The following is a 23,510-nucleotide window of genomic DNA, read 5'->3' as shown; positions in this document are numbered from 1 at the left end:
TGAGGGAGCGCGACATGAGCAGGGCCGTGGTGGGCTTGATGGCCGGGATGGCGCTGGGTTTCGCCGGGTACTTCGGTGACTTCTGGGCTTTCCTGCTGGTTCTGGTGCTGGGCCTGGTCGGTCTCGTCGTCGGACGGTTCACGGAGGGTGATCTCGAACCGGGTGACTTCGTCCGTCGCCGGGACCGGGAGGACCGGATCCCGGATGAACCGCGACAAGCTCGGGGGGACTGGCGGCGGTGAGCGGGGAAGCCGATGAGCGCCCTGGCGTCCCCCGCGGGGAGCGCGGGGCGACCACCGTCACCGACCGGGTCGTCGCGAAGATCGCTGCCCGGGTGGCGCGCGAGGCGCTGAGCCGGTTCACCGACTCGACCGGCCACGTACCACCCGGCCACCGGACCCCCCACGTGAGCACATCCGTACGGCGGGCGCCGGAACGGGCCGACGCGGATCGGAGCAGCGCGGATCGGAGCAGCGTGGGACGGACCGGACGCGACGCCGAGTCCGCCGCCGGACGGCAGAAGGCGCTCGGCGAGGCACGGCTGCACATCACCGTCGAACTCGGCTACCCCTCCGACATCGGGGCGCAGTGCGCCGCGGTGCGCCGGGAGGTCACCGAGCGGATCAGGACTCTGGCCGGCATGGAGGTGTCCGACCTCGCGGTATCGGTCGGGCAACTGCACTCGGCGCACACGCGGCACACGGACCGGGAGCGGGTGAGATGAGCGCGAACACCTCGCGGCAGCCGACCGGTGCCAGCGATCACCCCTCCGGTCCGGGACAGGTGACCCCGTCCGCCGACGGCACCCCCGGGGCCGCCGAGGACGCTGCGAAGGTGACCGACGGACGAGATAGGTCGGCACGCCGTTTCTGGTCGTCGCGGCGGATTCCCGCGGCCCTGGCAGCCCTGCTGTCCGCCGCGGCCGTCGGATTGCTCCTCTACGACGTGGTCGCCGTGCGGGCGGGCCGGAACGCGATGCGCTGGCGGCGGCGGCTCGCCGAGGAACTGGCCACCCGACCCCTGGACGACGTCTGGATGATCGTCGGGGCCGTGGTGGCGATGGCCCTCGGCCTGTGGCTCCTCCTCCTTGCGGTGACGCCGGGACTGCGCAGGCTGCTGCCCATGCGGCGGCCCACCGGAAGCCCCGGGACACAGGACGTCCGAGCCGGCCTCGACCGCCGCGCGGCCGCCCTCGTGCTGCGCGACCGGGCCATGCGGGTGCCCGGTGTCCAGTCGGCGCAGGTCACGGTCGGCCGCCGGAAGGTCAAAGCCGGGGCACAGGCCCATTTCCGCGACCTCGAGGAGGTCCGCTCGGACCTGGACGCCGAGCTGGGCGAGGCCGTGACGACCTTGGGCCTGGCCCGGCCCCCCACACTGGCCGTGCGCGTCCGGCGCCCCAAGAAGGGCTGAGGTGGTCCTGATGCTCAAGGCGGTGAACCGGGTGCTGCTCGGGCTTCTCGGCCTCGGACTGTTCGCCCTGGGCGGCGGCGTGCTGCTGGGCGCACTGGACCTGCCGCGCCATGGGGACCTGCCGGGCTGGTGGCCCTTCCGCGGGCCGGACGACGTGGTGCTGGGCGCCTGGGGGCGCACCCGGTGGCGGGAAGAGGGCTGGTGGTGGCCGGCCGTGATCGCGGTGCTCGTCCTGCTCCTGGCCCTGCTGCTGTGGTGGCTCCTGGCGCAACGCAGACACCGCCTGGACCGTGTCCTCATCGACAGCGGAGACGGTGCGTCGGCCCGACTCGACGGCCACACGCTGGAGAGGGCCGTCGAGGCAGAGGCACGAGCCCTGGACGGGGTCTCGCGGGCTCACGTCAGGCTGACGGGCCGACCTACCGCTCCGACCGCACGCGTGCGGCTGCTGTTGGAGCCTCACGCCGATCCCGTGCGGACGCTCGGGCAGCTGAGCGGCGAAACACTCGCACACGCACGCGACTCGGCCGGCCTGGACCGCCTTCCCGCGAAGGTGCGACTCCGGGAAGCCCGCCATCGCGCCGAACGCACCGCCTAGTGCGGCATCAGGCCCCCCGGGACCTGGCGCGCGTGCGGCATTAGGGCCCCCCGGGACCTCGCGCGCTGTAGCACCGCCCGGGCATTGTCATGGCTCCAAGTGCCGTGCAGGGTGCGGGGGATGAGCGCGCCGCCACCCTTCGACGTTGTCCACATCCTGAGATGGGGCGGCTCCGGGCCTTCTGTCGGCCTGGGGCGGGACTATCGTGTTAGGCAGGCGTCCCAGACCCCGGCGGCTTGTCGTTTTCGCGACACAGTTGGCTGCGAGGAGCGGACCTCTCGTCCGTCACCCGACGCATCCCTGGAGAGAACCGGGCGGACCCCCATGTCCTGTTCGCGCAGGCCCTCGGACCGGCCGTCGTTCCGCCTCCGCCGTACGTACGTCCCTGTCGGCAGCGCACCAGGAGGAACCGGGACTCCCGGCGTCCCCGTCCCGCTGCCGGACGGTCTTCCGAACCGAGGCGTCATGCCCCTCCCACAGCTCACCGTCTACCGCCATGACCGACAGAAACGGGCACTGATCACCCTGGCCGGTGAGATCGACCTGGAATCCGCGCCGCTGGTGTGCGCAGCGCTGGCGCGATGCCTGAGTGACGGCATCCGCGTCGTCGATGTCGACCTCACCCCCGTGACCTTCTGCGACTGCAGCGGCCTCAACGCCTTCCTCCACGCCGAGCAACGGACCAGGGAGGCCGGCGGGGTCCTGCGACTGCACCATCCGCAACCGTCAGTGGGACGGGTCCTCGACCTCACCGGCTGCGGGTTCCTGGTTCCCGGCCGCCCACCCGGGCAGCCGTCACCGTCACTCGCGGACACCCCCGACCCGGCCGCACCCCTGCCGGACCGGGATGTCCCGCTGGTGGCCGTCCTCCTGGGCGATGTGCGGTGAAGGCCCGGCCCGGGCAGGGGAAGCCGCCGCCGCACGAGCCGCGTGCGGGCGAGTCCGCCACCGTGGACGCGGTGCGGTTGCGCCGCGTGAACCGCTGGCTGGCGGAGGACCTGGCCGGGGAGCTGGCGGATCTGTACCTCGACTCGCGAGAGACGTCCGCCGACGAGGCGTACCGCGGGCGCGGCCGCGAGGACTTCCTGAACGGTCTCACCGGCGACATCCGCCGACCGGGGTTCGCCATGGTCATCGCGGAGACGGATGGCCTGGTGGGATGTGCCGCCGGGTTCCCGGTGAGCAGTGACGGCAGCTGGTGGCTCGGGTTCGACGGGGCACTGCCGCAGAGCATCGAGCAACTCACGGCGTCCGGCGGCGTCTTCGCGATCACGAGCATCCTGGTGCACCCGCACCCGCACCCGCACCCGTCCCCGTACCCGCACCCGTCCCCGAGCCCGCGCCCGTCCTCGTACCCGCACCCGTCCCCGAGCCCGCGCCCGTCCTCGCACCCGCGCCCGTCCTCGCACCCGCAGGACCAGGACGTGGCCCGCCGGTTGCAGGAGCGGCTGCTGAGCGACCATCAGGCGTCCCTCGGCGTCACCCTCGTGGACCCCGACGACCACCCGACGCTCGCCTCGTTCCGCTCCTGGGGATGGCTGGACCTGGGAGAAGCGCGGCGGCCGGCGGGCCCGACCATGTTCCGTGCCCTGGTGCTCCCCCTCGGGGAACGAACCACGGCCCGACTGGAAGGACTGGCCCACGACGCCTGGACGAGGTGGCCCGGATGAGCGCCGGCAGCAGGTCGTCCCGCATCCAGGGGCTGGTCGCCCAGCAGGCGGCCCGACGCGGCGCCCCGGTCGGTGTGGCGGACGTGTGCACCGCCGCCGTGGCCGCGCTGCCGGTCGACGGAGCCGGGGTGTCGGCGATGTTCAAGACCATCGCGAGCCATCCGCTGTGCAGCACCGACGACATCAGCGAGCAGCTGGAGGAACTCCAGCTCACCCTCGGCGAGGGCCCCTGCGTGGACGCCTTCACCCATGGCTCGGCCGTGCTGTCCCCCGATCTGTTGTCCGGCGCCGCCCAGGACCGCTGGCCCGTGTTCGCCGACGCGGCCCTGGAAGCCGGGGCACGGGCGGTCTTCGCGCTCCCCCTGCAGATCGGGGCGATCAGCCCGGGAGTCCTCGACCTGTACGCCGACGTGCCGACCGAGCTGGACGCGGAGGAGCTGGCCGACGCGCTGGCGTTCGCTGACCTCGCGACGCTGATCCTGCTCGACGCGCGGATCGACGAGACGGGCGCGCAGGCCGGCGCACCGAAACCGGACCACGACTGCGAGGACCTCGGCGGATACCGGGCAGAGATCGACCAGGCCACCGGCATGCTCACGGTCCAGCTCGGCGTCGGCATCGACGAAGCCTTCGTCCGGCTGCGCGCCTACGCCTACATGCGGGGACGCCGGCTCGCCGACGTGGCCGCCGACGTGGTCGCCCGCCGGCTCCGCTTCAGCCCGGACGGCGGACCCAAACGGACCGACGACGGCGACTGACCCGTCGGTTCCGGCCGATGAATGTGCCGCGCTTCCCGCCCGCTCCCGGCGGGTCTAGTCTCAATCGAGGGTGACACACGATGAATCAGCAGCTCCTGGCCAAGACCTTCGTCGAACTGGCCGACAACCTGGTCGCCGACTTCGATCTCATCGACTTCCTGCGCCTGCTGACCGACCGCTGCGTGAGCATGCTCGACGCGAGCGCCGCCGGGGTACTGCTCGCCGACCGCGACGGCAAACTGCGCGTGATGGCCGCCTCCGACGAAGAGGTACGCCTGCTGGAACTCTTCCAGCTCCAGAACGACGAGGGCCCCTGCCTGCAGTGCTTCAGCACCGGCAGCCAGGTGATCGTCCCCGACCTCACCCAGGAGACCGACCGCTGGCCGCGCTTCGTCACAGCGGCCCACCGCAGCGGCTTCGGCGCCGTCCAGGCCCTGCCCATGCGCCTGCGCAACGAGACCGTCGGCGCCCTGAACCTCTTCCGCGCGGCCCCCGGCCCCTTCGACTCCTCCGCCACACTCGTCGCCCAGGCTCTGGCCGACGTCGCCACCATCAGCCTCCTCCAGCAACGCTCCACCCACCGCAGCACCGTCCTCAACGAACAACTCCAGACCGCACTGAACAGCCGCGTCCTCATCGAACAGGCCAAGGGCAAACTCGCCGAACGCCACAACGTCGACATGGAACAGGCCTTCACCGCCCTGCGCGCCTACGCCCGCGCCCACAACCGGCGCCTGTCCGACGTGGCCCGCGCCTTCATCGACGACGCCGAACCCCTCCCCGGCCTGGTGACCTGACACCCCGGCGCCAGCCGCCACCTCAGCGGACGCTGCCGAAGCGGCTGTGGCAGCGGCTGTGCCAGCGGCTCTGGCAGTGGCTCGGGGCGGTGTTCACATCCGGCGCCAGCGTGCCGAGGCGAAGGAGAAGACACCGAAGAGGATCAGCCCGACCGCGACGGCGACCAGGAGCCACGGTCCCGCCGGTGTCTGCGCGAAGCTCCGCAGCGTCGCATCCACGCCCTTGGCCTCGTCCGGGTCGAAGCGGACGGCCGCCGTCAGGACGAAGGCCCCGGCCGCGGCGAACACCACGCCGCGCGCCACGCCTCCCCCCACGCCCAGCGCGGTGACGACCTGCTCCGTACGGTGGCTCATGCCGCCGGTGTCCAACTGCTTCAGGAAGCTCCGCATGGCCGCCCGGACGGCGAGTACCCCGCCGATGCCGATGAGAAGGCAGCCCCCGGCTCCCACCAACACCTGCCCGTACGACACTTCGAGCGCCGACGCCGTCCAGTCCTGCGACTGCGCGTTGCCGCTGGAGCCCTGCCCGCCCCCGGCCGCGTACACCGCCGTGGTCCAGCAGACGAAGGCGTAGAAGACCGCCCGCCCGCCGTCCAGCAAGCGCGAACCCGCCTTCCGCCGGGGCCCCCTGGTGAGCACGGCACGGGATCCCCGCCAGAGCGCCATGGCCGCGAAACCGACCACCAGCGCCCAGAGCATCGCCTTCCCGAACGGCTGGGTCGCGATCTCGTGCAGCGCGCCCTGCCGGTCCGCCTGGCCGCCCCCGCTCCCGACGGCGATCCGGATGGCCAGCAGCCCGATCAGTACGTACACGACACCGCGCGCGACAAACCCCGCCCGCCCCGCCCGGTCAGCGTCTCGCGCTCCGTGGAACGAGCCGCGGACTTCACGCCCTGGCCCCGCCCACCAGGGCCAGCTGAAGGAGAAGAAGCCAAAGAAATCATCGCCGGGCCTCCAGGTCGCGGAGATGTGCGTGGTTCCGCGGGGTCCGGGCGAAGCGGGAAGGGGGAATGCCGCGTCCGGATGAACGGGAGTGGCATGGCCCTACGCCGTACGGCCAGTCAACGCCCGGCGCCCACCCTTGTCAACGCGGTGTCGACACCGAGGAGTTGGGGGAGCGGTGCTGGGGCCGCCGGGGGTGAACGGAGCCGCGGCGGGTGGTCCGGCCGGCGATGTCGGGCAGATCGTCGCCCGCTCGGGGCAGCCCTCGCAGCGGTTTCCCGACGTATGTCAGGCAGCCGATGACGCCGGACAGAGGCGCTGACCTCGGACGGTATCCACCACCGTCAGACAGGGCTACGCTCAGGTGCAAGGCCCCAGTCCCCGGTGTCGAGGAGAGTCAACTCCCGGGGAGGCCAACCGTGTTCGTTCTGCTCCTCATCCTCATCGCCGCCCTGTTCGGCCTCGGCTTCCTTCACCCGTTCTGGTGGGTGGCCGCAGCGGTCCTGGTCTACGGCGCGACCCGGCACGCCCGCGAGGGTGGCGGAGCCCGGAGCCGCAGCGGCGGTGCAACTCTCGGCGGCCACCGGGACTACGAGGACTACCGGGAGTACCGGGACCACCGGGATCGTCAGGACCGCTGGGAGCGCCGCTACAGCCGCCAGAACCGGGCGCGCTGGGAGCGCGAGGCCCGCCGGGACCACGAACACGCACACCACAGGTGACGCGCGGAGCGACCGGACAGTCAGGTGTCCCGGGCGGCTTCGGCCGGACCGGACACGGTGAACCTATTGAGAGGTACATGCCATGCATCGCACGTCTCTGCTACCCGAGGACTACTGGGAACTGCAGGCCGCGGACACCTGGGGGAACGCAGCCGCCGGAGAGGACCTCGACGCACTGCGCGTCGAGAACGATCAACTGCGGCGGGCGCTGGCCGGCCGTGCGGTCATCGACCAGGCCCGCGGCATGATGATGGTCCTGGCCCCGTGCAACCGCGGCACGGCCAGAAACCTCCTGGTCGACATCTCGCGGCAGTGCCACTCCAAACTCCCTGAGGTGGCCGCGGGCATGGTCGCCGCCTGGGAGGGCGAACCGCTCACGGAACGCATACAGCGAGCGCTGGAGCGCGCGCTGCGGCGGCTTTACGCGGAAGACGCACGGTGAGCTCGCCCCGGCTGACAAGCGGCCCAGAGAGACCGTAGCGGCCGGCACATGCGTAAGCCCCAGGCCACTGACCTGGGGCTTCAGAAGAGCGGGTGACGAGAATCGAACTCGCGCTCTCAGCTTGGGAAGCTGCGATCATTTGACGGCGGTTCGGGCGCTGACCTGGGCGAACGGCTGGTCTGTGCCGTCATCGGGCACGGTTGCTTTCACCGTGATTCCCCGCTGTTCCCCGCCCGATCTGGTGCACTTGTGGTGCGGAGTCGTGCGATGTTCAGCGGATCGTGCGGCTGAGTCGCCTTACCACTTCCGCCACTTGTTTGTGAGCTGGTACCGACCGAGGCCGTGGCGGGCGGTCAAGGCGACCACATCGACGCCGTGCTCGGTGAGCGACTCGTCGATGAAGTCGCACAGCTCTTCTCGTTCGTCGGTTTCGAAGGCGCTGCCGTTGTTGGCGTCGTTCACCTCGTTGAGGGCCAAGACGAAGCGTTCCACCACCGCAAAGACCTGTTCATCGCTGGCCTCGCCAAGTCCCGGAAGTTCGTGCTCAAAGGCGTCGAGGACTGCGTCGGTCGCCGCAAGCAGCTCCTCGGGATACAGCGCTGCCATGCACGCACACTCGGGGTCCAGGGTGCCGGCGGCAAGCTCCTCGGCTTCTTCGGCTATGCCGTGCCGCCAGTTCGTAGTCGGTCTCTCAGCCATGGGCAGGACCGTACAGGCCAGGACTGACACCGGTACTGAGGCCCGTGTCACTGACGCGCTCTCGGTGCTGGGCGCACGCTTTCCAACTGTGGGGGTGGGGTCTTGGGCGTCGTTCGGGACTGTTCACCTGGGTTCATCGGCGGTTGGCCACTGCGTGTGGGGATGACTCCGGGTCTCGCCTGAACGGCTGCGAACGGGGCTGAATGGGACGGAAACTGAGACGGCTATGCGGCGCCTCTGTACTGCTCACGAACTTGCTGTCGCGTCGTCGAAGTAGCCAAGAAGTTCACCGCAAGGTGTCCAGCGGTCCCGCGGGATGACGCCGCGGGCGTCGGCTTCGACACAGGCGCTTGGGGTGGGCAGGTTCGACAGGCCATCCTCGATGACGCTGTCTGGGACAGTCTCAGAGACATCTGGAAGCTCCATGGTTGTCTCTGTAACGGTGACGGTTGGTGTCGGGCGGGGCTTATCGTCCGAAAGGCCGAGGAGGAACGAGATGCCACCGAGGAACATGACGCACGCCAGGGCAGTAAGGAACAGCCACCAGAGGGCAACGAGCAGGCTGGGTTCCGCTGACGGCCGACGAGTCACCACGGCTCATCATCTCGCTCGTAGGCGCTCTGCGTGGCGGTTTCAGCAGTGCTCATGGGCCCGAGCAGCCGTGGGCTAGAGCCCTGAGCTTGGGAAGCTAAGGGCATCTAGGGCTGATCTGGGGTGGAGGGGAGAGATGGTGCCTGGTTGGCGCTGTGTGGTTCCCCGGTGTTCCCCGTGGCTCCCTGCAGGATCTGCCATGCAACTGGCACGGCTGCCGCAAGGCTGTTGTCAGTGGTGGCCGTTAGTTTGGAGAGCAAGCTGAGCAGCGTACCGGTGAGGTCTGCGACCGTCCGGAGAGTCCTCCACCTCCACCAGCCGCCGACGCTGTCAAAAAGTGAGTCAAGATTGACAGTGGATTATTAAGTACGGCAGACTGCTTCGCTGTGACAGGCTTGATCAGCAAGGCCGAGGCGCGCGAGATGCTCCGCGCCCACCAGGGCATGCTCCTGGGCTGCTATGACCTCGCGTGGGGGTCGTGGAAGAAGATCGAGGAAGGCATCGTTCGCGTTGCGCCTCGATACCGGGCCACTTCACGGGCCAATCTGTTTTACGACCTGCTCACCGAGCAGATAGAAGACGCCTTCGCTGACGTCGAGGGCATAACAATGAGCCGGCGGCTGGGCTTCCTTACGCTGACCTTCGATGGACGTCTCGTCGTACGTTTCAAGAAGTTTCGAGGCAAGAGCCTGAAAACTAGTCAGGTCATGACCTTTCAGCAGCAGCGACTGTCTCGGCAGGAACTGGACCTGGGGATCGACGCCACGACCATCGTTATCGGCTATGTGCTCGATCCCCTGGGTGCTGACATCACTAAGATCGCGGCAGCGTGTCCGCTGGATGGCGAGAACGTGTGGACGCTCAGCTTGGACGACGATGAGTCTGGCCAGTTCGTGCTGCCGATCTCGCTGCCCAGCAACGGTGCACCCAAGCCTGTCATCCGCTCCAAGACGGGCAAGACCCGAAAGAACCCCAAGAACGACAAGGGTGACTAATGCCATTTAACCGCGCCATGCTTACTCTCGCACGGGAGTCCCGGGGACTCACGATGAGCGAGCTTGCGAATCAGAGTGGGGTTGCGGTTTCCACAGTCTCCAAGATTGAGAGCGGTCAGCGAGAGCCGAGTCCAGATATGATCACGTCACTCGCTGATTCTCTGAACTATCCTGACGACTTCTTCGAGTGGCAGGATCAGGTCTACGGATTTGGCAGCTCTAGCTTTTACCACCGAAAGCAGCAGAGCCTGCCGCAGAAAGCTCTGCGTAAGATCCAAGCCGTGGTCAATCTCCAGCGCATGCGTGCGAGAAGGTTGGGATCAGGACTCGACCTTGATTTTCCACTGTCAGTTCCAGAAATGCCGGTAGAGAAATACGGCAGTGCAGAGGAAGTCGCCCGAGCCTTGAGGGCTACTTGGCGAATCCCATTCGGCCCCATCGGTAGCCTAATCGATTGGCTGGAAGCCGCAGGATGCATTGTAGTTTTCTACGATTTCGGGACGCATAAGATCAGTGCAATCAGCGTATGGGCGCCCGGGGATCAACCGATATTTATCGTCAATTCTACGATGCCACCATGTCGGCAACGCTTTTCCATGGCCCACGAACTTGGCCACCTCGTAATGCATAACGAGCCGGATCCAGTGATGGAAGACGAAGCTGATCGCTTCGCTGCTGAGTTGTTGATGCCGGCCTCCGAGATGCGACAGCAGTTGCGCAACTTCAACCTGGCACTTGCGGCGAGACTTAAGCCGGTTTGGCGAGTGGCTATGAGTGCCTTGATCAAGCGTGCTTTGGACCTTGAAGTGATCACTGAACGTCAGAGAACTTCGCTCTATGTTCAGATGTCGCAGAAGGGCTGGAATAAAACAGAACCCGTCCAGATCCCTGCGGAAAGCCCCACCCTTCTTGCCGAGATGATTCGAATCTATCGGCAGGAGCTTGAGTATAATCAGAGGGATCTGGCATCACTTCTCGGAATGCAATCCGAGGAATTGACCCAAGAATACTCCACGCGGCGACTTCGGCCCGTCGGATAGCAATCTTTCGCCGCCCGTGGTGTTCCTTGGATGTCTGGTGGTAGGTCGCCGCCTCCCGACTGATTGGTCGGGAGCCTTTTCGTGTGCGCAGTTCGGCGAAGAAGGGCACATCCTCAATCCTTTGAGGATGTGCCCTTCGTTCATCCTGAGCGGCGAAAATAACTGGGAAGATCCCTGTAGTAGCTGTAATGGTCGGCAGCATATGAATCGCCGCCAAAGTTGGCCCATCTGGCTGTTACGTTGAAGTTATGCCATATACCTTCGTCGGGCATTTGGTTAAGAGTGTCTTGCAGTTCCTTGGCTTTGATCCGTCCCTCGTTCTCGCGGTCGCTGTGCAGGTAATCTACATACCAATCATGCACCGTAACTTTATCATTATGCCAAATCCCCCGAGGTCGGATTTGACGCCAACCAGGGAGATCGATCGACTCGATTTGATCGAGTACGCGATCGATCTCATTCAGGAGGAGACTTCCCTCACTTCCGTGACGATTGGCGAGCTGAATGTAGTAGCCTCGGGTTATCCCTACGAATCTATTAGGCTCGTCAGTCATGAATATTCGCCATCCGGCTTTGTTGGAGCTGGTAGGCATGAATCTCTGAGCTATCTGCCACCCACGGGGGGTGGTGAGCATCCTCTCTAGATCTACGCTATCCCAAATGTGAATTGGTATCTTTTGATTGCGCTCGATGGCTTCCAAGCGGCTTACGAGGGAGCTGGACGGTTGAGTCGTGCACACCAGGAGAAAACCGTCCGCTTGATGATGCTGCACGGCGTCTACAATCCCACCGGCCGACCCTACGTCGTCAAGTCCGACGGATCTCCCTACACCGCTGTTAGCCCTGGCGGTGTGCTTGCATGAGACTAGCCAATTTCGGATTTTTCGGCCGAAATGCGAGTCGCCCGCCTCCTCAATAATTAGATCCCTTCCGCCATCGGGCCCCCTTCCAGACCATTGCACTCTGTATCCTGAAACGAGTGCCATTTCTCGAACCATGAGTTCAAGATCTTCGCCATTTTGAGATAGCTCAGAGAAGTCAAGCATTGAACGGTAACCTCTTATTCAGCACCATGGGCGAAATGAATGCGATGTACGTTGCAAGGGTATCGGGGGAGACCAGGTCGGTGGAGCGGCTTTGGGGTGGCGCTGCTTTGGCGCGAGTGATCATGGCCCCGTAAGCTTCCGGCGCGTCGGGCAGGTAGTGGACCTGCCCGGTAAAGCACGACGTTGGGGCCATGATCTTCGAGGCTCGCGCCAAAGTGGCTCCGTAAAGCCGCGTAGCCGACCGCCCCAGCCACGACGTACCCCTTCTCTGGCATCAGGCGGCTGCATGCTTTGAGCGCGGCACGGGCGCCGGCCGGGCTGGAGCGGGGCGGAGACAGGAGCGCAGGCCCGGCCGGGGGCCGGGCCGCGCGCGGGGAGCGGAGCGAGCCGCCTTGAACCAGTAGAGAAAGTTGTAACTCAGTCGGGCGTGTGGGGCTTGAAGTCGTATGCGCAGGTTGGGAGTTCGGTGCCCTGGCGGTGGAGGATCGGTAGGAAGAGCACTGGGCTGATCGTCCAGGTGATGCGGCTGTCGGCTTGGGTCACTGACACCGTGCAGGGCTCGAACCGCAGGAGTGCTCGTCTGGTCCTGATGCGGCCGAAGTACAGCCAATGCCATGCCTCGTCGGAGGCGTCCGGGTCCAGCGCCGGTGTGATGGTGCGGAGTGTGACCGCGACCCATCGGTCTGCCTGAGGTGCCGAGTAGGCGTCGAAGGATGCCCGGAGCTCCCGCTGCGCTGCCGTGTCTGTGAGGTCTTCCGTCCAGCACTCGCACCAGAAACCGGGCCGGGGCTCGTCCGTCAGCATGGGTGGCCTCCCGCGCACTCGTCGGTGAAGAGTTCCGCGGTGACCGTGCGGACGCCTTCGCTGTCGTGGACCACGACCCGGTGAGCGATCGCGCTGACCATGCCCAGGCCGCGGCCGTGCTCGGCCTCGGCGTCCTGGTGCTCGACCTTGGGAGCCGTGGCGGTGCCTCCGTCGTCCGTCACGGACAGCGCGATGATCTGCGGGGTCACGGCGAGGGCCAGGTGGAAGCGGCCGGACTCGCCGCCGCTGGCCGTGTGCAGGATCGCGTTCGCGCTCAGTTCGCTCACGATCAGTTCGGCGTCCTCCGCCAGCGGCGATCCGTGCAGGATGTCGCGGGTCCAGCGGCGGGCCCGGCTGACCTCTTCCGGGAAACCTGGGCAAGTGAGCCCCCAGACCCGGACTGTACTCGTATACTCGTGCATACAAGTTCCTTCGTGCTGGTAGGCCGCCATGTGCAGCGGGTTCGGGCTAGACGAGTTTCACGCCGTCGTGGGCGCGGATCGCCGGCGGGGACGTCGCATCCAAAGCGTCCAGGACGCGGATCGCGTACGCCTCGTCGGCAAGGTCGGAGACTTCTTCACGGGTGGCCCAGCGCAGTGCACGGGTCTCGTCGCCGGTGGTGGGAGTGCCGTCGGCGGCCTCGCAGCGGAAGACCAGCGAGACGATCAGGCCCGTCATGTTCTTGTAGATGCCGGTCAGAGTCGCCGGAAGGGTGATCTTGATGCCGGTCTCTTCGAGGACTTCGCGTTGCAGGGCCTCGGGGATGGTTTCCTCGCGTTCGAGGACGCCGCCCGGGGGTTCCCACTTGCCGTTGTCGCGGCGCTGGATGAGGAGGGCCCGGCCCTGGTCGTCGACGACGACCCCGGCCACGCTCACGGAGTGCGGGCGTTCTGTGCTCACGTTCCTCGGCCCTCTCGGATGGCTAGGCTCTCCACCGTAGCAACAACACTCGCCCACTCGTCTAGATACCTAAAGGAGTACAGGTGCCCTCTCTCCCTTCCGGCCTGCTCGGCGATCTCGACCCCACGAGCGATCGTGCGGTCTTCCGGCAGATCGCCGACCAGCTACGCGAGGCCATCGACCGTGGGCGGTTCAGAGAGGGCGACAAGCTGCCCTCGGAGGCCGACCTGGTCGAGCATTACGGGGTATCCCGTATGACGGTCCGAAACTCCTTCTCCATCCTCCAGGGGGAAGGGCTCGTGCACGCCGAGCACGGCAAGGGCGTCTTCGTGCGGCCACGACCTCCCGTTCGGCGACTCGCCTCCGACCGCTTCGCTCGACGGCACCGGGAGCAGGGCAAGTCCGCGTTCATCGTCGAGGCCGACGCCGCCGGTAGCCACCCCCAGGTCGACAGCCTTGAGGTGAAGGAAGAGAAGGCCAGTCAGGACATCTCCACCCGGCTCGGCTCCGTGCGGCGCGTGCTGGCTCGCCGGCGCCGCTATCTCCTCGACGGGCGGCCCGTCGAGTTCGCCACCTCCTACCTCCCGCTCGACATCGCGCGCGGCACGCAGATCGCCGAACCCAACCCCGGCCCCGGCGGCATCTACGCCCGCCTCGAAGAGCTCGGCCACCGCCTCGACCACTTCGAGGAAGAGATCCGCGCCCGGATGCCCTCGCCCGCCGAGGTCAAGACGCTCCGCCTGGCCTCCGGCGTGCCGGTCATCCATCTGATCCGAACCGCCTTCGACACCGAGGGGCGTGCCGTCGAAGTCTGCGACACCGTCATGGCGGCGGACGCCTACGTCCTCTCCTACCAGCTTCCGGCGACCTGATCGTCATGGTTTGCGGTGGTGCGCGGGGACGCCTTCCCGAACTCGTACACCCCAACGTGCATACTCGTATAGACGAGTGGGCAAGTTGTGTGTCAGGGTGATCCAGGCGGGCTCGAAGATCGGGTTCGCGGGATGACTCTTGTATAGACGAGTAGATAGGGGAAGTTCCTTGCGCACCATCCGTGTTGAGACCTCCGCCGCGACGATCCTGCTGACGGAGGCCCCGGAACCGAAGGTCCGCGACCGTCAGACCGGCGAGCGGGCCACCGACGCCGTCAGCGGTGAGCCGCTGATGACCATCGGCGTCGTCTACATCGAGGACGGCGAGTCCTCGCTGATCAAGGTCACCATCCCTGAGGGCGGAGTGTCCGAGGGGCTCGCTCTCGGCGCGCCGGTCTCGCTGCCTGGGCTCATCGCCCGGCCGTGGGAGAGCGTCTTCAACGGGCAGCAGCGCCACGGCATCGCCTACCGCGCCGCCGCCGTCACCCCGGCCGCCTTCCCGGCCGCGTCCGGGGTCGCAGCCTGATGTCCGACCTGACGACACTCCTGGAAGTGGGTGGTCCCCTCGCCGCACTCGGCGGTGGGGCCACCTACGCCCGGGCCAAGCGCCCCGCCCTGTACTGGTCCGCTATCGGCGGCCCGATATCCACCGCCCGGCTGCTCACCTCGTACAGCTCGGTCATGGAGGCCTGCGGCCTGACGGTCACGCCCTCTCGGCTGCGTGTCCTCGCCGTCCGGGCGACGACGAACCGCGAGATACGGCCCGTACCGCCGCGTCGCGGCATCATCCGGCCGACCACGACCGGCATGCGTATACGTCTGAGGCTCGCGCCGGGGCAGGAACCCGCCGACGTCGCCGCCTCGGCCGAACGGCTGCGGCACGCCTGGGGCGTTCACGCCGTATACGTCTCCACCGTCAAGCCGGGTGTCGTCGAACTGCGGCTCGTCGGCTACGACGTGCTGCGGCGAGTGCGGATGCCCCGTCGAGTCGACGCGGGGTTCTTACGAGTGCCGGTCGCGCTGCGAGAAGACGCGACGCCCTTCGTGCGGGACTACCGGACCGTTCCTCACCAACTCACCCTCGGCGCAACGCTCTCGGGCAAGTCCATGTACCTGCGCCATCTCATCTCCGGCCTCGCCCCGCAGCCCGTCGCCCTAGTCGGCATCGACTGTAAGCGCGGCGTCGAACTGGCGCCCTTCGCGTCACGCCTCTCGGCCCTCGCCACCGACCCCGACGAAGCCGCCGAACTCCTGCCCGTCCTGGTCAAGGAAATGGAGGACCGCTACGACCTGATCAAAACCCGACAGGGCATCGCACCCGACACCCCCGACGAGGAGATCACCTCCGACATCTGGGGCCTGCCCGAGCACGAACGCCCCGTCCCCGTCGTCCTGTTCGTCGACGAGGTCGCCGAACTCTTCCTCACCGCCACCAGGAAGGACGAGGAACGGCGAGACGAGATGGTCACCCACCTCATCCGCCTCGCCCAACTCGGCCGCGCAGCCGGCATCTACTTGGAGATCTGCGGGCAGCGCTTCGGCGCCGAACTCGGCAAGGGCGCCACCATGCTCCGCGCTCAACTGACCGGCCGCGTCTGCCACCGCGTCAACGACGAAGCCTCCGCCAAGATGGCCCTCGGCGACATCGCCCCCGAAGCGGTCGTCGCCGCCTGCGCCATCGCTCCCGAACGCCCCGGCCTCGCCGTCGCGGGCGACACCTCCGGAGGCTGGTCCCGCATCCGGACCCCGTACCTCCCCCTCGGTGACGCCGCCGAGACCTGCCGCGAGGCCGCGCACCTGGTGCCAGACCTGCCCGCGCTCAATCCCTTCCGGCCGGACGTCCCCGTACCGCCCGTCGAAACGCCCGCCCCGGTTCTCAAGTCGCACCCCGTCACGGACTGACCCACCACCACAAGTCGGCCGCCTTGCGCCGCCTCCCTACCCCTCCCATGCCCGAACCCGAAAAGGAGCCGCATCATGCGCGCCCAACTGGCCCGCGTCGACGCGGTACTCGTCCAGGCGCTCATCGCCGCCGCGCTGTCCTTCGCCCACATCCACGACATCGCCATGGCGGCCGGACAGGACGGATGGAAAGCGTGGGCCTACCCCGTCTCCGTCGACCTGCTGCTCGTCGCCGCCTGGCGACGCCTGCGCTCCGGCACTACGAAGACGGCGGCCTGGTGCTGGTTCGTCATCGCACTCGCCGCATCCCTCGGTGCCAACGTCGCCACCGCCGGCCTGCTCGACCTCGGCGACGTCCCGGCCTGGCTGCGCATCCTCGTCGCAGGCTGGCCCGCGGTCGCCTTCCTCGGCGGAACACTCCTCGCGCACTCCGCACCGAAGACGGCTCCCGACGTCGAGGACGTCGAGGGCCAGGACGACGAGCCCGACACCCCACCGCCCGCCATCGAGCCACCAGCCGAACGCCCCGCCGTACGCGTCCCGGCCGCCCTCATCGACCACGCCCGCAAGGTCGCCGCCGAACACCAGACCCGCACCGGCGCCCCCATCGACACCCCGACCCTCCGCGCCCGCCTCGGCGTTCCCGCGCCCATGGCCGAAGCCATCGCCGCCCACCTCTGAAGGGAGACCCGCATGACCGCCAACCGCCGCTTCCGCAGGGTCGTCCGTATCGGCCCCGTCCAGGTCGGCACGTCGTACGACGGTCGTGGTCGGGAGAAGCACACCGCCGCTTGCACCGCCCCGCGCTGTGGCTTCTCCTCCGATTACGACAGCCGCGCCGCCGCCGAACTGGCCGCCCGCACCCACCGCTGCCCCGTCCGCTGAAAGGACCCGCACCCCGTGACCGTCAGCCTGCCGCTCGTCGTCGTCCTCGGCTTCTTCGCCTGGGGAGCGGTCAAGTTCCTCGGCGTCCGTACCTGGGTCGTCGTACTGATCGCCCTCTTCGGCTTCTGGCTCTCGCACACCTTCATGGCCCCCGCCATCGAGTCCGGCACGCGCTCCGGCGTGGACGTCATAAACGGCTCACATGACTAGACGAGTAGATAAGGAGAGTCTCGCCGTGTTCCTGCCCAAGTACCCCGACAGCCCGACGCCGCCGTCCGCACACACCCACGCACCTGCCGACCCGGCACCCGTACAGCGCTCGCTCCCGTCGGTCTCCGTCGACCACAAGACGATCGCGGCCCTGGTCGTCGGCGGAGTCGTCCTCACCGCGCTTCTCGCCGCCGTCGCCGTCACGGCCATCTCCGTGGCCGTGGCCGCCGTCGTCCTGCGCTCCCTGCTCCGCGAGCAGCACCGGCGCTGAGCCCTCACGTGACCTCCGGGGCAGCGTCGCTCGACTAAGCATCACGCCGCCCCGGGGCCTGTTCCTCCCGACCTAGCCAGCCAGAAGGAGAAACGCCATCTTCACCCGCACCACTCCGGCCCCACTCCCGGAACTCGCGAACCTGGCCTCGCAAGGCACGCTCCCGGGTATCCTCCGCCAGCTCTCCACCCTCGGCGGCTGCACCCACCCCATCCGCCTCGACGGCCACCGCACCGAGTACGACGTCGACACCACGACCGGCGAGATCGGCGCCGCCCTCCACCACCTCGACTCGACCAGCCTCCCGGCCGGCCAACTCCTCGTCCGCTGCAACAACCGCCGTACGACCCGCTGCCCGGCCTGCGCCGAGGTCTACCGCCGCGACACCTTCCACCTGATCACCGCCGGACTGCGCGGAGGTAAGGGCACCCCGGAACACGTCGCCGCTCACCCTCGGGTCTTCGCCACCTTCACCGCCCCCGGCTTCGGCCCCGTCCACAATCGCCGTACCGACGGCCGCCCTTGCCGCTGCGGCGTCCACCACGACCAGGACGACGACGTACTCGGCACTCCACTCGACCCGGACACCTATGACTACGAAGCCGCTGTTCTCTGGAACGCGCACGCTGGCCAGCTCTGGCGCCGCTTCTCGATCTACCTCCGCCGAGAGGTCGCCAAGCGCGCAGGACTCTCCCAGCGACGCCTCCGCGACCACGCCCGCGTCTCCTTCGCCAAGGTCGCCGAGTACCAGAAGCGAGGCGCCGTCCACTTCCACGCGGTCATACGCCTCGACGGCCCCGGCGGCGGAGGCACCCCGCCTCCGGCCTGGGCCACCGCCGAGCTGCTCACCGACGCCATCGGCACCGCCGCGACCAAGGTCCGCGTCGACGGCCCGAACCTCGACGGACGCACCCACACCTTCACCTTCGGCCGCCAACTCGACGTCCGCACCATCCGATCCGCCGACTTCAACGACGGCCAGGAGCTGACCGAACGAGCCGTCGCCGCGTACATCGCCAAGTACGCCACCAAGGGAGCCGAAACAGCGACAGGCGCCCTCGACCGGCCGCTCAAGTTCGCCGCAGAACTCGCCCAGCTCGACATCAGCGACCACGCTCGCCGCCTGATCCGAACCGCGTGGACCCTCGGCGCACGCAAGGACCTCGAACACCTCCGCCTCCGAGCCTGGGCCCACATGCTCGGCTTCCGGGGCCACTTCTCCACGAAGTCCCGCCGCTACTCCACCACCCTCGGCGCCCTCCGCGACGCCCGCGCCGAATGGCGTCGCACACAAGCCACGGCGACCAACGGCCCCACAACCAACACGACCTACGTCCTAGCGCACTGGGTCTTCGCCGGAACCGGCCTGTCCGACGCCGAAGCCTGGCTCTCCGCATCCCTCGAACCCGCCCCCGGAACGGAAGGAGAACCCACCCGTGGCTGACCGCTACCTGTCCGTGGACCAGGTCGCCGAGCTGCTGGGAACAACCACCCGCTTCCCTCGGAGGCTCATCGAGGAAAGGCGCATCCGGTACGTGAAGGTCGGCCGGCATGTGCGCATCCCCGAGAGCGCGGTCGAGGAGTTCATCCAGTCCCGGACCGTCGAGCCGATCAGGCCTCGGCGTGCTGCACTTCGGAGGGCTGCCTTATGGCGAACAAGAAGGGGAGACGTCGCCGTTTCGGAGCTGTACGGCAGTACAGGTCCGGTCGCTGGACAGCGTCGTACCTCGGGCCCGACAACGAGCGCATCCGGGCGGACGAGACCTTCGAGACCAAGAAGGACGCCGAGGTCTGGCTGTCCCAGGTAGAGGCGGACCTCACCCGAGGAGACTGGCGCGCCCCCGATGCCGGGGCGGTCAACTTCCGTGTCTACGCGGAGAAGTGGGTCGAAGAACGCGAACTGGCCGTCCGCACCGACGACCTGTACAAGCACCTCCTCCGGCTCTACATCCTCCCGACCTTCGGCACGCTCGACCTGGACGAGATCACGGCTCCCCGCGTCCGCGAATGGCGGGCCGAGCGACTCCGCACCACCAAAGCCAAGACGACCGTTGCCAAGGCGTACCGCCTCCTCAAAGCCATCATGGAGACGGCCGTAGACGACGACCTGATCAGCCGCAACCCGTGCCGTATCAAGGGCGCGGGCAAGGAGTCAGCCGCCGAACGTCGTATCGCCACCGTCGCCCAGGTCGACGCACTCGCCGACGCGATCGGCATCCGCTGGCGGCTCATGGTCTACCTCGGCGCCTACGGCCCGATGCGGCCCGAAGAGCTGGCGGGCCTACGCCGCCGGGATGTCGACCCCGACAGCCTGGTGATCCGTGTCCGAGTGGCCGAGCCGGAACGGACCAACGGCCAGCGGGCCCCCGGTGAGACCAAGTCGGACGCCGGCGTCCGCACAGTGGTCCTCCCGGCCTTCCTGCACAAGGAGGTCAAGCGGCACCTCGCCTGGTACGCCGAGAAGGGGCCGGACGGCCTGGTCTTCGTCGGCGAGAAAGGAGCAGCCTTCCGGCGCACATCCTTCGGCCGGAAGTGGCGCCGCGCCCGCGCCGCCGTCGGCCTCCCGGAGGGCTTCCGTTTCTACGACCTTCGTCACACCGGACACACGCTGTCCACCCGCTCGGGCGCCACGCTCAAGGACACGATGGTTCGCGCCGGGCAGTCCTCCGAGAAGGCCGCGCTGATCTACCAGCACTCCGACGAGGAGCGGCAGCGCGAGGTGGCCGCCGGCCTCGACGACCTGGTCCGCGCCGAGCGTGCGAAGCACCACAAGGACGACTCCGCGCACCACACCGAGGAGGCCGCCGAGAGCTAATGGTGCGGTTATGGTGCGCGCCCCGCCCACCGGTCTAGGCAACAAAGAACCCCCGGGTCCATGACCTGGGGGTTTCTGCTGGAGCGGGTGACGAGAATCGAACTCGCGCTCTCAGCTTGGGAAGCTGATGTTCTACCATTAAACTACACCCGCGTAAGACGCCGGTTGACCGGTGTCCGAACGCCTGGTCACTCTACCTCATCCCGGACCCCCGGTGCTGAAGCCGCGGGGTCTGAGTGGGTTTCAGGGGCGCGACGGGGCTGCGGGGCGCCGGAGTTGAGGCGTACGGTGGAGGCCTGGGACAGGGTCCGGGAGGGGCCGGAGTGCCGCCTGGAGAGTCGTTCCTTCCATCCCGTAATGTGGCATTTGTCGTCCGGCGAGCAGCAGCCGGACGCGCTCTTGGGGAAGGGACTCCAGAACTTGATGGAGCGCACTGTCGTCCGTTGTGCCGATGGGCACGTGTTCAGCACCGCTTCGTTCCCGATGCAGCAGGCCGAGCGCCTCGGTCCCGGACGGCTCGTCCGGTGTCCACGGTGTGCCCGGCTTCGCAGCGTCGTTCCGGTGACCTTGCAGAAGCGGTAAGGAAGCAGTACCGAGGCGCGCGGGCCGACCGATGACGGTTGGTCCGCGCGCCTTGCGTATCCTCGGGGCGTGCTTCTCTCAGACAAGGACATCCGGGCCGAGATCGACGCCGGGCGGGTCCGGATCGATCCCTACGACGAATCCATGGTGCAGCCGTCCAGCGTTGACGTGCGGCTCGACCGCTTCTTCCGGGTGTTCGAGAACCACCGGTACCCCCACATCGACCCCTCCGTCGAGCAGGCGGACCTCACCCGGCTCGTCGAGCCCGAGGGGGACGAGCCGTTCATCCTGCACCCCGGGGAGTTCGTCCTCGCCTCCACGTACGAGGTCATCACGCTCCCCGACGACCTGGCCTCGCGCCTGGAGGGCAAGTCCTCCCTCGGCCGGCTCGGGCTCGTCACCCACTCCACCGCCGGGTTCATCGACCCCGGGTTCAGCGGGCACGTGACCCTGGAGCTGTCGAACCTCGCCACGCTCCCCATCAAGCTCTGGCCCGGCATGAAGATCGGCCAGCTGTGCATGTTCCGGCTCAGCTCGCCGGCCGAGTTCCCCTACGGCAGTGAGCGCTACGGCTCCCGTTACCAGGGACAGCGCGGGCCGACCGCCTCCCGTTCCTTCCTCAACTTCCACCGGACCCAGGTATGAGCGGGGCAGACGTGCGGGAGAACCTCACCTACGAAGCCTTCGGCACCGCGGTCCGTGAACTCGCGCAGACCATCGCCGACGACGGCTACGAACCCGACATCGTGCTCTCCATCGCACGCGGTGGGGTCTTCGTGGCCGGCGGCCTCGCCTACGCCCTGGACTGCAAGAACATCCACCTGGTGAACGTCGAGTTCTACACCGGCGTCGGCACCACCCTCGACATGCCCGTCATGCTCGCCCCCGTCCCCAACGCCATCGACTTCTCCTCCAAGAAGGTCCTCATCACCGACGACGTCGCCGACACCGGCAAGACGCTCAAACTGGTCCGGGACTTCTGCCTCGACACCGTCGCCGAGGTCCGCAGCGCCGTCATCTACGAGAAGACGCAGTCGCTGGTGAAATGCGAGTACGTCTGGAAACGAACCGACGAGTGGATCAACTTCCCGTGGAGTGTGTTGCCTGTAGTACGTAAGTCGGGGGAGCCGATCATGCCGTCCAAGGAAGCGCTCTAGCGACACTGAAGGGGGTCTTGGTCGGCGCGTGGTGTTAGCCGATATTGGTCATCTGGGTAGCACACCTCGGTGGACTGGATATCCCCGGTGAGTACCTTGGCAGGAGCCGTGGTCGGTGTGAGTTCTGCACTGATCGCCGAGCGTATCCGTTGGCGTCGTGACCAGGAGAGGGAAGGATCTCAGACGCGCAGGGTCGTGTACTCCGACTTCCTCATGGCGCTGAGTCAAGCGCACTCCGACATGCGGACGGTTGTCCTGCAACCCGTTCGCTCGACCAGTGATCACCTCTACGGTGACCTTCATCAGGCCCTCGACGGCTCGGGTATCTGGCGGCTACGGCAGAGCCTGTCACTCACCGCTACAGTTGAGATCATTGAGCTTGCTGTGAGGGCGTGTGACGCACTGACTCGGATGAGAGACGGGCTTATCGACGACCCTGACGTCAGAGGCGACGCGTACTTTCGGGCTCGGGCTGACCTCTGGAGGGAGAACGCTCACCTTCGGGAGGCCATGCGTAAGGACTTGGGGATGGACGGCCCGCCGGATCCGGAGGTTGGTCGCTACCGGTACCCGGCCGCATAGTCATGAACAAAGAAATGAACGTTCCTGACCCCAGCCAGTAAGGATCAGCCCCTAGAAGGGACAGGGCTACCACTTGAAGTGGTAGCCCTTAGACCCGTGGGTGGCGGCCCCCTGGACCGCTGGGGGCCGCTCACCGACGCCTCTGGCGAGAGGGGCGCCCGAGGAGCAACTCAACCATCGCTCGGGCGTCACTGCGTCGGGCTGGCTTCCCGGACCAAACACCGGGCAGAACAACACAACAGAACAGGAGGATCGGAACAATTACGACGATAGCGCCGATCCATGGGTAGACCGCTGCAACCGGTATCAGGACACCGCCTGAAGCCAGGCCGAGCAGCGGCCCTGCCCTCACGGGGCAGTGGTGCTCGCCATGCGCACATATTCCTTTCGAGCCTGGGGGCCAACGCCCCAGCTTCGGCTTCTTTGCCTGGCCAGGGTCGCCGGTCAGACATTCCACACCCGAGTGGTGTCTACGGGAGCGGCATCCCACATGTGAGAAACAGCCAGTTGGCGTAAAAGGCTGCACTCCATATGAGGAGTTACCCGTGAGTGTTTACGGGTTCTCACATTGTGCCCTGATTCATGCGCCCGTTTGAAGGTTCCATGTCCAAGGCATCGATCGCAAGCACCGCCGCTGTCTCCTCTTTCTGAGCCTGACTTCGCGTCCTCGGGCGCTGGCATCTGGGAGGACTTCAGGTCTCTCCCGATCGAGCGGCAGCAGGCATTGGTTCTACACAACAGCCTGTCGGCCGTCTTGATCCATCCCGCAGGGCGGGGGAGGCGCAAGTTCGATCCGAGCCTGTGTGGCGCTGACTTGTAG

Annotated in this window: 30 protein-coding genes, 1 tRNA gene and 2 pseudogenes; 24 read left to right on the top strand and 9 right to left on the bottom strand. The window is 67.4% G+C overall.

Translation table 11 applies throughout. The features are described 5' to 3' along the window. Window positions 1-14: 14 nt before the first annotated feature. The 8 genes from ACZ56U_RS07540 (at window position 15) to ACZ56U_RS07505 (ending at window position 5,233) form a co-directional block, all read left to right on the top strand. A complete protein-coding gene (locus ACZ56U_RS07540; RefSeq protein WP_469083097.1) occupies window positions 15-242 on the top strand; it encodes a hypothetical protein in 228 nt (75 codons plus the stop codon). Then, window positions 239-724: an Asp23/Gls24 family envelope stress response protein gene (locus ACZ56U_RS07535; protein ID WP_469083096.1), complete on the top strand. Its 486-nt coding sequence runs from the start codon at window positions 239-241 to the stop codon at window positions 722-724. The genes ACZ56U_RS07540 and ACZ56U_RS07535 overlap by 4 nt, the downstream gene beginning before the upstream one ends. Next, complete coding sequence (locus tag ACZ56U_RS07530; protein WP_469083095.1) at window positions 721-1,410, top strand: DUF6286 domain-containing protein; 690 nt, start codon at window positions 721-723, stop codon at window positions 1,408-1,410. The genes ACZ56U_RS07535 and ACZ56U_RS07530 overlap by 4 nt, the downstream gene beginning before the upstream one ends. A gap of 10 nt (window positions 1,411-1,420) precedes the next feature. Continuing rightward, window positions 1,421-2,008 carry an alkaline shock response membrane anchor protein AmaP gene (amaP, locus tag ACZ56U_RS07525; RefSeq protein ID WP_469083094.1) on the top strand — a complete coding sequence of 196 codons (588 nt, stop codon included), beginning with the start codon at window positions 1,421-1,423 and terminating at the stop codon, window positions 2,006-2,008. 465 nt (window positions 2,009-2,473) lie between these two features. After that, window positions 2,474-2,896 carry an STAS domain-containing protein gene (locus tag ACZ56U_RS07520; RefSeq protein WP_469083093.1) on the top strand — a complete coding sequence of 141 codons (423 nt, stop codon included), beginning with the start codon at window positions 2,474-2,476 and terminating at the stop codon, window positions 2,894-2,896. After that, the gene (locus tag ACZ56U_RS07515; protein ID WP_469083092.1) at window positions 2,893-3,678 is read left to right on the top strand and encodes a hypothetical protein; all 786 of its coding nucleotides are present in this window, start codon (window positions 2,893-2,895) and stop codon (window positions 3,676-3,678) included. Before ACZ56U_RS07520 ends, ACZ56U_RS07515 begins: the two co-directional genes overlap by 4 nt. Beyond that, window positions 3,675-4,436, top strand: a complete 762-nt coding sequence (locus ACZ56U_RS07510; RefSeq protein ID WP_469083091.1) for an ANTAR domain-containing protein — start codon at window positions 3,675-3,677, stop codon at window positions 4,434-4,436. Before ACZ56U_RS07515 ends, ACZ56U_RS07510 begins: the two co-directional genes overlap by 4 nt. Before the next feature lie 80 nt (window positions 4,437-4,516). After that, window positions 4,517-5,233, top strand: coding sequence for an ANTAR domain-containing protein (locus ACZ56U_RS07505; protein WP_469083090.1), 717 nt, complete (start codon window positions 4,517-4,519; stop codon window positions 5,231-5,233). Window positions 5,234-5,326: 93 nt separating this feature from the next. Here ACZ56U_RS07505 and ACZ56U_RS07500 read toward each other — a convergent pair whose 3' ends face one another. Continuing rightward, window positions 5,327-6,046, bottom strand: a complete 720-nt coding sequence (locus ACZ56U_RS07500) for a DUF1206 domain-containing protein (RefSeq protein WP_469083089.1) — start codon at window positions 6,044-6,046, stop codon at window positions 5,327-5,329. Window positions 6,047-6,594: 548 nt separating this feature from the next. Between ACZ56U_RS07500 and ACZ56U_RS07495 the strand changes: the two genes are divergently transcribed. Both ACZ56U_RS07495 and ACZ56U_RS07490 read left to right on the top strand, forming a co-directional pair. Further along, window positions 6,595-6,897 carry a hypothetical protein gene (locus ACZ56U_RS07495; RefSeq protein WP_469083088.1) on the top strand — a complete coding sequence of 101 codons (303 nt, stop codon included), beginning with the start codon at window positions 6,595-6,597 and terminating at the stop codon, window positions 6,895-6,897. A gap of 82 nt (window positions 6,898-6,979) precedes the next feature. Continuing rightward, window positions 6,980-7,339: an ANTAR domain-containing protein gene (locus tag ACZ56U_RS07490; RefSeq protein WP_469083087.1), complete on the top strand. Its 360-nt coding sequence runs from the start codon at window positions 6,980-6,982 to the stop codon at window positions 7,337-7,339. Window positions 7,340-7,636: 297 nt separating this feature from the next. Here the strand turns inward: ACZ56U_RS07490 and ACZ56U_RS07485 are convergent, their stop codons facing one another. Both ACZ56U_RS07485 and ACZ56U_RS07480 read right to left on the bottom strand, forming a co-directional pair. Beyond that, a complete protein-coding gene (locus ACZ56U_RS07485; RefSeq protein WP_469083086.1) occupies window positions 7,637-8,038 on the bottom strand; it encodes a hypothetical protein in 402 nt (133 codons plus the stop codon). 246 nt (window positions 8,039-8,284) lie between these two features. Beyond that, the gene (locus ACZ56U_RS07480) at window positions 8,285-8,632 is read right to left on the bottom strand and encodes a hypothetical protein (protein WP_469083085.1); all 348 of its coding nucleotides are present in this window, start codon (window positions 8,630-8,632) and stop codon (window positions 8,285-8,287) included. 383 nt (window positions 8,633-9,015) lie between these two features. Between ACZ56U_RS07480 and ACZ56U_RS07475 the strand changes: the two genes are divergently transcribed. Together ACZ56U_RS07475 and ACZ56U_RS07470 are read left to right on the top strand one after the other, a co-directional pair. Further along, the gene (locus ACZ56U_RS07475; RefSeq protein WP_469083084.1) at window positions 9,016-9,624 is read left to right on the top strand and encodes a hypothetical protein; all 609 of its coding nucleotides are present in this window, start codon (window positions 9,016-9,018) and stop codon (window positions 9,622-9,624) included. Beyond that, window positions 9,624-10,664 carry a helix-turn-helix domain-containing protein gene (locus ACZ56U_RS07470; protein WP_469083083.1) on the top strand — a complete coding sequence of 347 codons (1,041 nt, stop codon included), beginning with the start codon at window positions 9,624-9,626 and terminating at the stop codon, window positions 10,662-10,664. Before ACZ56U_RS07475 ends, ACZ56U_RS07470 begins: the two co-directional genes overlap by 1 nt. Window positions 10,665-10,804: 140 nt before the next feature. Here ACZ56U_RS07470 and ACZ56U_RS07465 read toward each other — a convergent pair whose 3' ends face one another. The 5 genes and pseudogenes from ACZ56U_RS07465 to ACZ56U_RS07445 form a co-directional block, all read right to left on the bottom strand. Further along, complete coding sequence (locus tag ACZ56U_RS07465) at window positions 10,805-11,218, bottom strand: hypothetical protein (RefSeq protein WP_469083421.1); 414 nt, start codon at window positions 11,216-11,218, stop codon at window positions 10,805-10,807. An 87-nt stretch (window positions 11,219-11,305) separates the two neighbouring features. Further along, window positions 11,306-11,710, bottom strand: a pseudogene (locus ACZ56U_RS07460) (restriction endonuclease); the annotation flags it as partial. A gap of 417 nt (window positions 11,711-12,127) precedes the next feature. Next, window positions 12,128-12,514 carry a hypothetical protein gene (locus tag ACZ56U_RS07455; protein ID WP_469083082.1) on the bottom strand — a complete coding sequence of 129 codons (387 nt, stop codon included), beginning with the start codon at window positions 12,512-12,514 and terminating at the stop codon, window positions 12,128-12,130. Continuing rightward, window positions 12,508-12,936, bottom strand: coding sequence for an ATP-binding protein (locus ACZ56U_RS07450; RefSeq protein ID WP_469083081.1), 429 nt, complete (start codon window positions 12,934-12,936; stop codon window positions 12,508-12,510). The genes ACZ56U_RS07455 and ACZ56U_RS07450 overlap by 7 nt, the downstream gene beginning before the upstream one ends. Before the next feature lie 46 nt (window positions 12,937-12,982). Further along, window positions 12,983-13,390 (bottom strand): NUDIX hydrolase, encoded by a 408-nt coding sequence (locus ACZ56U_RS07445; protein WP_469083403.1) that lies wholly within the window; start codon window positions 13,388-13,390, stop codon window positions 12,983-12,985. A 107-nt stretch (window positions 13,391-13,497) separates the two neighbouring features. On the opposite strand from ACZ56U_RS07445, the gene ACZ56U_RS07440 reads away from it, so the two are divergent. From ACZ56U_RS07440 to ACZ56U_RS07395, 10 genes and pseudogenes are all read left to right on the top strand, one after another. Continuing rightward, on the top strand, window positions 13,498-14,286 hold the full coding sequence (locus ACZ56U_RS07440) for a GntR family transcriptional regulator (RefSeq protein WP_469083080.1): 789 nt from the start codon (window positions 13,498-13,500) through the stop codon (window positions 14,284-14,286). A gap of 169 nt (window positions 14,287-14,455) precedes the next feature. Then, the gene (locus ACZ56U_RS07435; protein ID WP_469083079.1) at window positions 14,456-14,812 is read left to right on the top strand and encodes an SCO3933 family regulatory protein; all 357 of its coding nucleotides are present in this window, start codon (window positions 14,456-14,458) and stop codon (window positions 14,810-14,812) included. Further along, on the top strand, window positions 14,812-16,188 hold the full coding sequence (locus tag ACZ56U_RS07430; protein ID WP_469083078.1) for an FtsK/SpoIIIE domain-containing protein: 1,377 nt from the start codon (window positions 14,812-14,814) through the stop codon (window positions 16,186-16,188). Before ACZ56U_RS07435 ends, ACZ56U_RS07430 begins: the two co-directional genes overlap by 1 nt. Before the next feature lie 75 nt (window positions 16,189-16,263). Then, complete coding sequence (locus ACZ56U_RS07425; protein ID WP_469083077.1) at window positions 16,264-16,869, top strand: DUF2637 domain-containing protein; 606 nt, start codon at window positions 16,264-16,266, stop codon at window positions 16,867-16,869. 12 nt (window positions 16,870-16,881) lie between these two features. Then, on the top strand, window positions 16,882-17,073 hold the full coding sequence (locus tag ACZ56U_RS07420) for a mobile element transfer protein (protein WP_469083076.1): 192 nt from the start codon (window positions 16,882-16,884) through the stop codon (window positions 17,071-17,073). Between the two features lie 15 nt (window positions 17,074-17,088). Beyond that, window positions 17,089-17,283: a hypothetical protein gene (locus tag ACZ56U_RS07415; RefSeq protein WP_469083075.1), complete on the top strand. Its 195-nt coding sequence runs from the start codon at window positions 17,089-17,091 to the stop codon at window positions 17,281-17,283. Window positions 17,284-17,308: 25 nt separating this feature from the next. Beyond that, on the top strand, window positions 17,309-17,554 hold the full coding sequence (locus ACZ56U_RS07410) for a SpdD protein (RefSeq protein WP_469083074.1): 246 nt from the start codon (window positions 17,309-17,311) through the stop codon (window positions 17,552-17,554). 142 nt (window positions 17,555-17,696) lie between these two features. Further along, entirely contained in the window at window positions 17,697-18,998 is a 1,302-nt protein-coding gene (locus ACZ56U_RS07405; protein WP_469083402.1) for a replication initiator, read from the top strand. Continuing rightward, window positions 18,991-19,200: pseudogene (locus ACZ56U_RS07400) on the top strand (excisionase family DNA-binding protein); the annotation flags it as partial. The gene ACZ56U_RS07405 and the pseudogene ACZ56U_RS07400, both read left to right, overlap by 8 nt. 2 nt (window positions 19,201-19,202) lie before the next feature. Next, entirely contained in the window at window positions 19,203-20,369 is a 1,167-nt protein-coding gene (locus ACZ56U_RS07395) for a tyrosine-type recombinase/integrase (protein WP_469083073.1), read from the top strand. A gap of 79 nt (window positions 20,370-20,448) precedes the next feature. Here the strand turns inward: ACZ56U_RS07395 and ACZ56U_RS07390 are convergent. Continuing rightward, window positions 20,449-20,522 (bottom strand) — tRNA-Gly (locus ACZ56U_RS07390). A gap of 498 nt (window positions 20,523-21,020) precedes the next feature. On the opposite strand from ACZ56U_RS07390, the gene dcd reads away from it, so the two are divergent. Both dcd and ACZ56U_RS07380 read left to right on the top strand, forming a co-directional pair. Further along, window positions 21,021-21,596, top strand: coding sequence for a dCTP deaminase (gene dcd / locus ACZ56U_RS07385; RefSeq protein WP_037735257.1), 576 nt, complete (start codon window positions 21,021-21,023; stop codon window positions 21,594-21,596). Continuing rightward, the gene (locus tag ACZ56U_RS07380) at window positions 21,593-22,108 is read left to right on the top strand and encodes a phosphoribosyltransferase (RefSeq protein ID WP_469083072.1); all 516 of its coding nucleotides are present in this window, start codon (window positions 21,593-21,595) and stop codon (window positions 22,106-22,108) included. The genes dcd and ACZ56U_RS07380 overlap by 4 nt, the downstream gene beginning before the upstream one ends. Window positions 22,109-23,510 lie beyond the last annotated feature (1,402 nt).

Source organism: Streptomyces sp. NPDC034103 (genome assembly GCF_055575395.1).
Note: the sequence above shows the minus strand (reverse complement) of the source record. Positions and strands in the feature narration are given on the sequence as shown.

What these genes read in the sequence shown, in the direction of transcription:
- ACZ56U_RS07420 (WP_469083076.1), top strand. Translation starts at nt 16,882, where the DNA reads ATGACCGCCAACCGCCGCTTCCGCAGGGTCGTCCGTATCGGCCCCGTC.
- ACZ56U_RS07490 (WP_469083087.1), top strand. Translation starts at nt 6,980, where the DNA reads ATGCATCGCACGTCTCTGCTACCCGAGGACTACTGGGAACTGCAGGCC.
- ACZ56U_RS07425 (WP_469083077.1), top strand. Translation starts at nt 16,264, where the DNA reads ATGCGCGCCCAACTGGCCCGCGTCGACGCGGTACTCGTCCAGGCGCTC.
- ACZ56U_RS07505 (WP_469083090.1), top strand. Translation starts at nt 4,517, where the DNA reads ATGAATCAGCAGCTCCTGGCCAAGACCTTCGTCGAACTGGCCGACAAC.
- ACZ56U_RS07395 (WP_469083073.1), top strand. Translation starts at nt 19,203, where the DNA reads ATGGCGAACAAGAAGGGGAGACGTCGCCGTTTCGGAGCTGTACGGCAG.
- ACZ56U_RS07465 (WP_469083421.1), bottom strand. Translation starts at nt 11,218, where the DNA reads ATGACTGACGAGCCTAATAGATTCGTAGGGATAACCCGAGGCTACTAC.
- ACZ56U_RS07455 (WP_469083082.1), bottom strand. Translation starts at nt 12,514, where the DNA reads ATGCTGACGGACGAGCCCCGGCCCGGTTTCTGGTGCGAGTGCTGGACG.
- ACZ56U_RS07450 (WP_469083081.1), bottom strand. Translation starts at nt 12,936, where the DNA reads ATGCACGAGTATACGAGTACAGTCCGGGTCTGGGGGCTCACTTGCCCA.
- amaP (WP_469083094.1), top strand. Translation starts at nt 1,421, where the DNA reads ATGCTCAAGGCGGTGAACCGGGTGCTGCTCGGGCTTCTCGGCCTCGGA.
- ACZ56U_RS07520 (WP_469083093.1), top strand. Translation starts at nt 2,474, where the DNA reads ATGCCCCTCCCACAGCTCACCGTCTACCGCCATGACCGACAGAAACGG.
- ACZ56U_RS07540 (WP_469083097.1), top strand. Translation starts at nt 15, where the DNA reads ATGAGCAGGGCCGTGGTGGGCTTGATGGCCGGGATGGCGCTGGGTTTC.
- ACZ56U_RS07510 (WP_469083091.1), top strand. Translation starts at nt 3,675, where the DNA reads ATGAGCGCCGGCAGCAGGTCGTCCCGCATCCAGGGGCTGGTCGCCCAG.
- ACZ56U_RS07470 (WP_469083083.1), top strand. Translation starts at nt 9,624, where the DNA reads ATGCCATTTAACCGCGCCATGCTTACTCTCGCACGGGAGTCCCGGGGA.
- ACZ56U_RS07380 (WP_469083072.1), top strand. Translation starts at nt 21,593, where the DNA reads ATGAGCGGGGCAGACGTGCGGGAGAACCTCACCTACGAAGCCTTCGGC.
- ACZ56U_RS07485 (WP_469083086.1), bottom strand. Translation starts at nt 8,038, where the DNA reads ATGGCTGAGAGACCGACTACGAACTGGCGGCACGGCATAGCCGAAGAA.
- ACZ56U_RS07430 (WP_469083078.1), top strand. Translation starts at nt 14,812, where the DNA reads ATGTCCGACCTGACGACACTCCTGGAAGTGGGTGGTCCCCTCGCCGCA.
- ACZ56U_RS07530 (WP_469083095.1), top strand. Translation starts at nt 721, where the DNA reads ATGAGCGCGAACACCTCGCGGCAGCCGACCGGTGCCAGCGATCACCCC.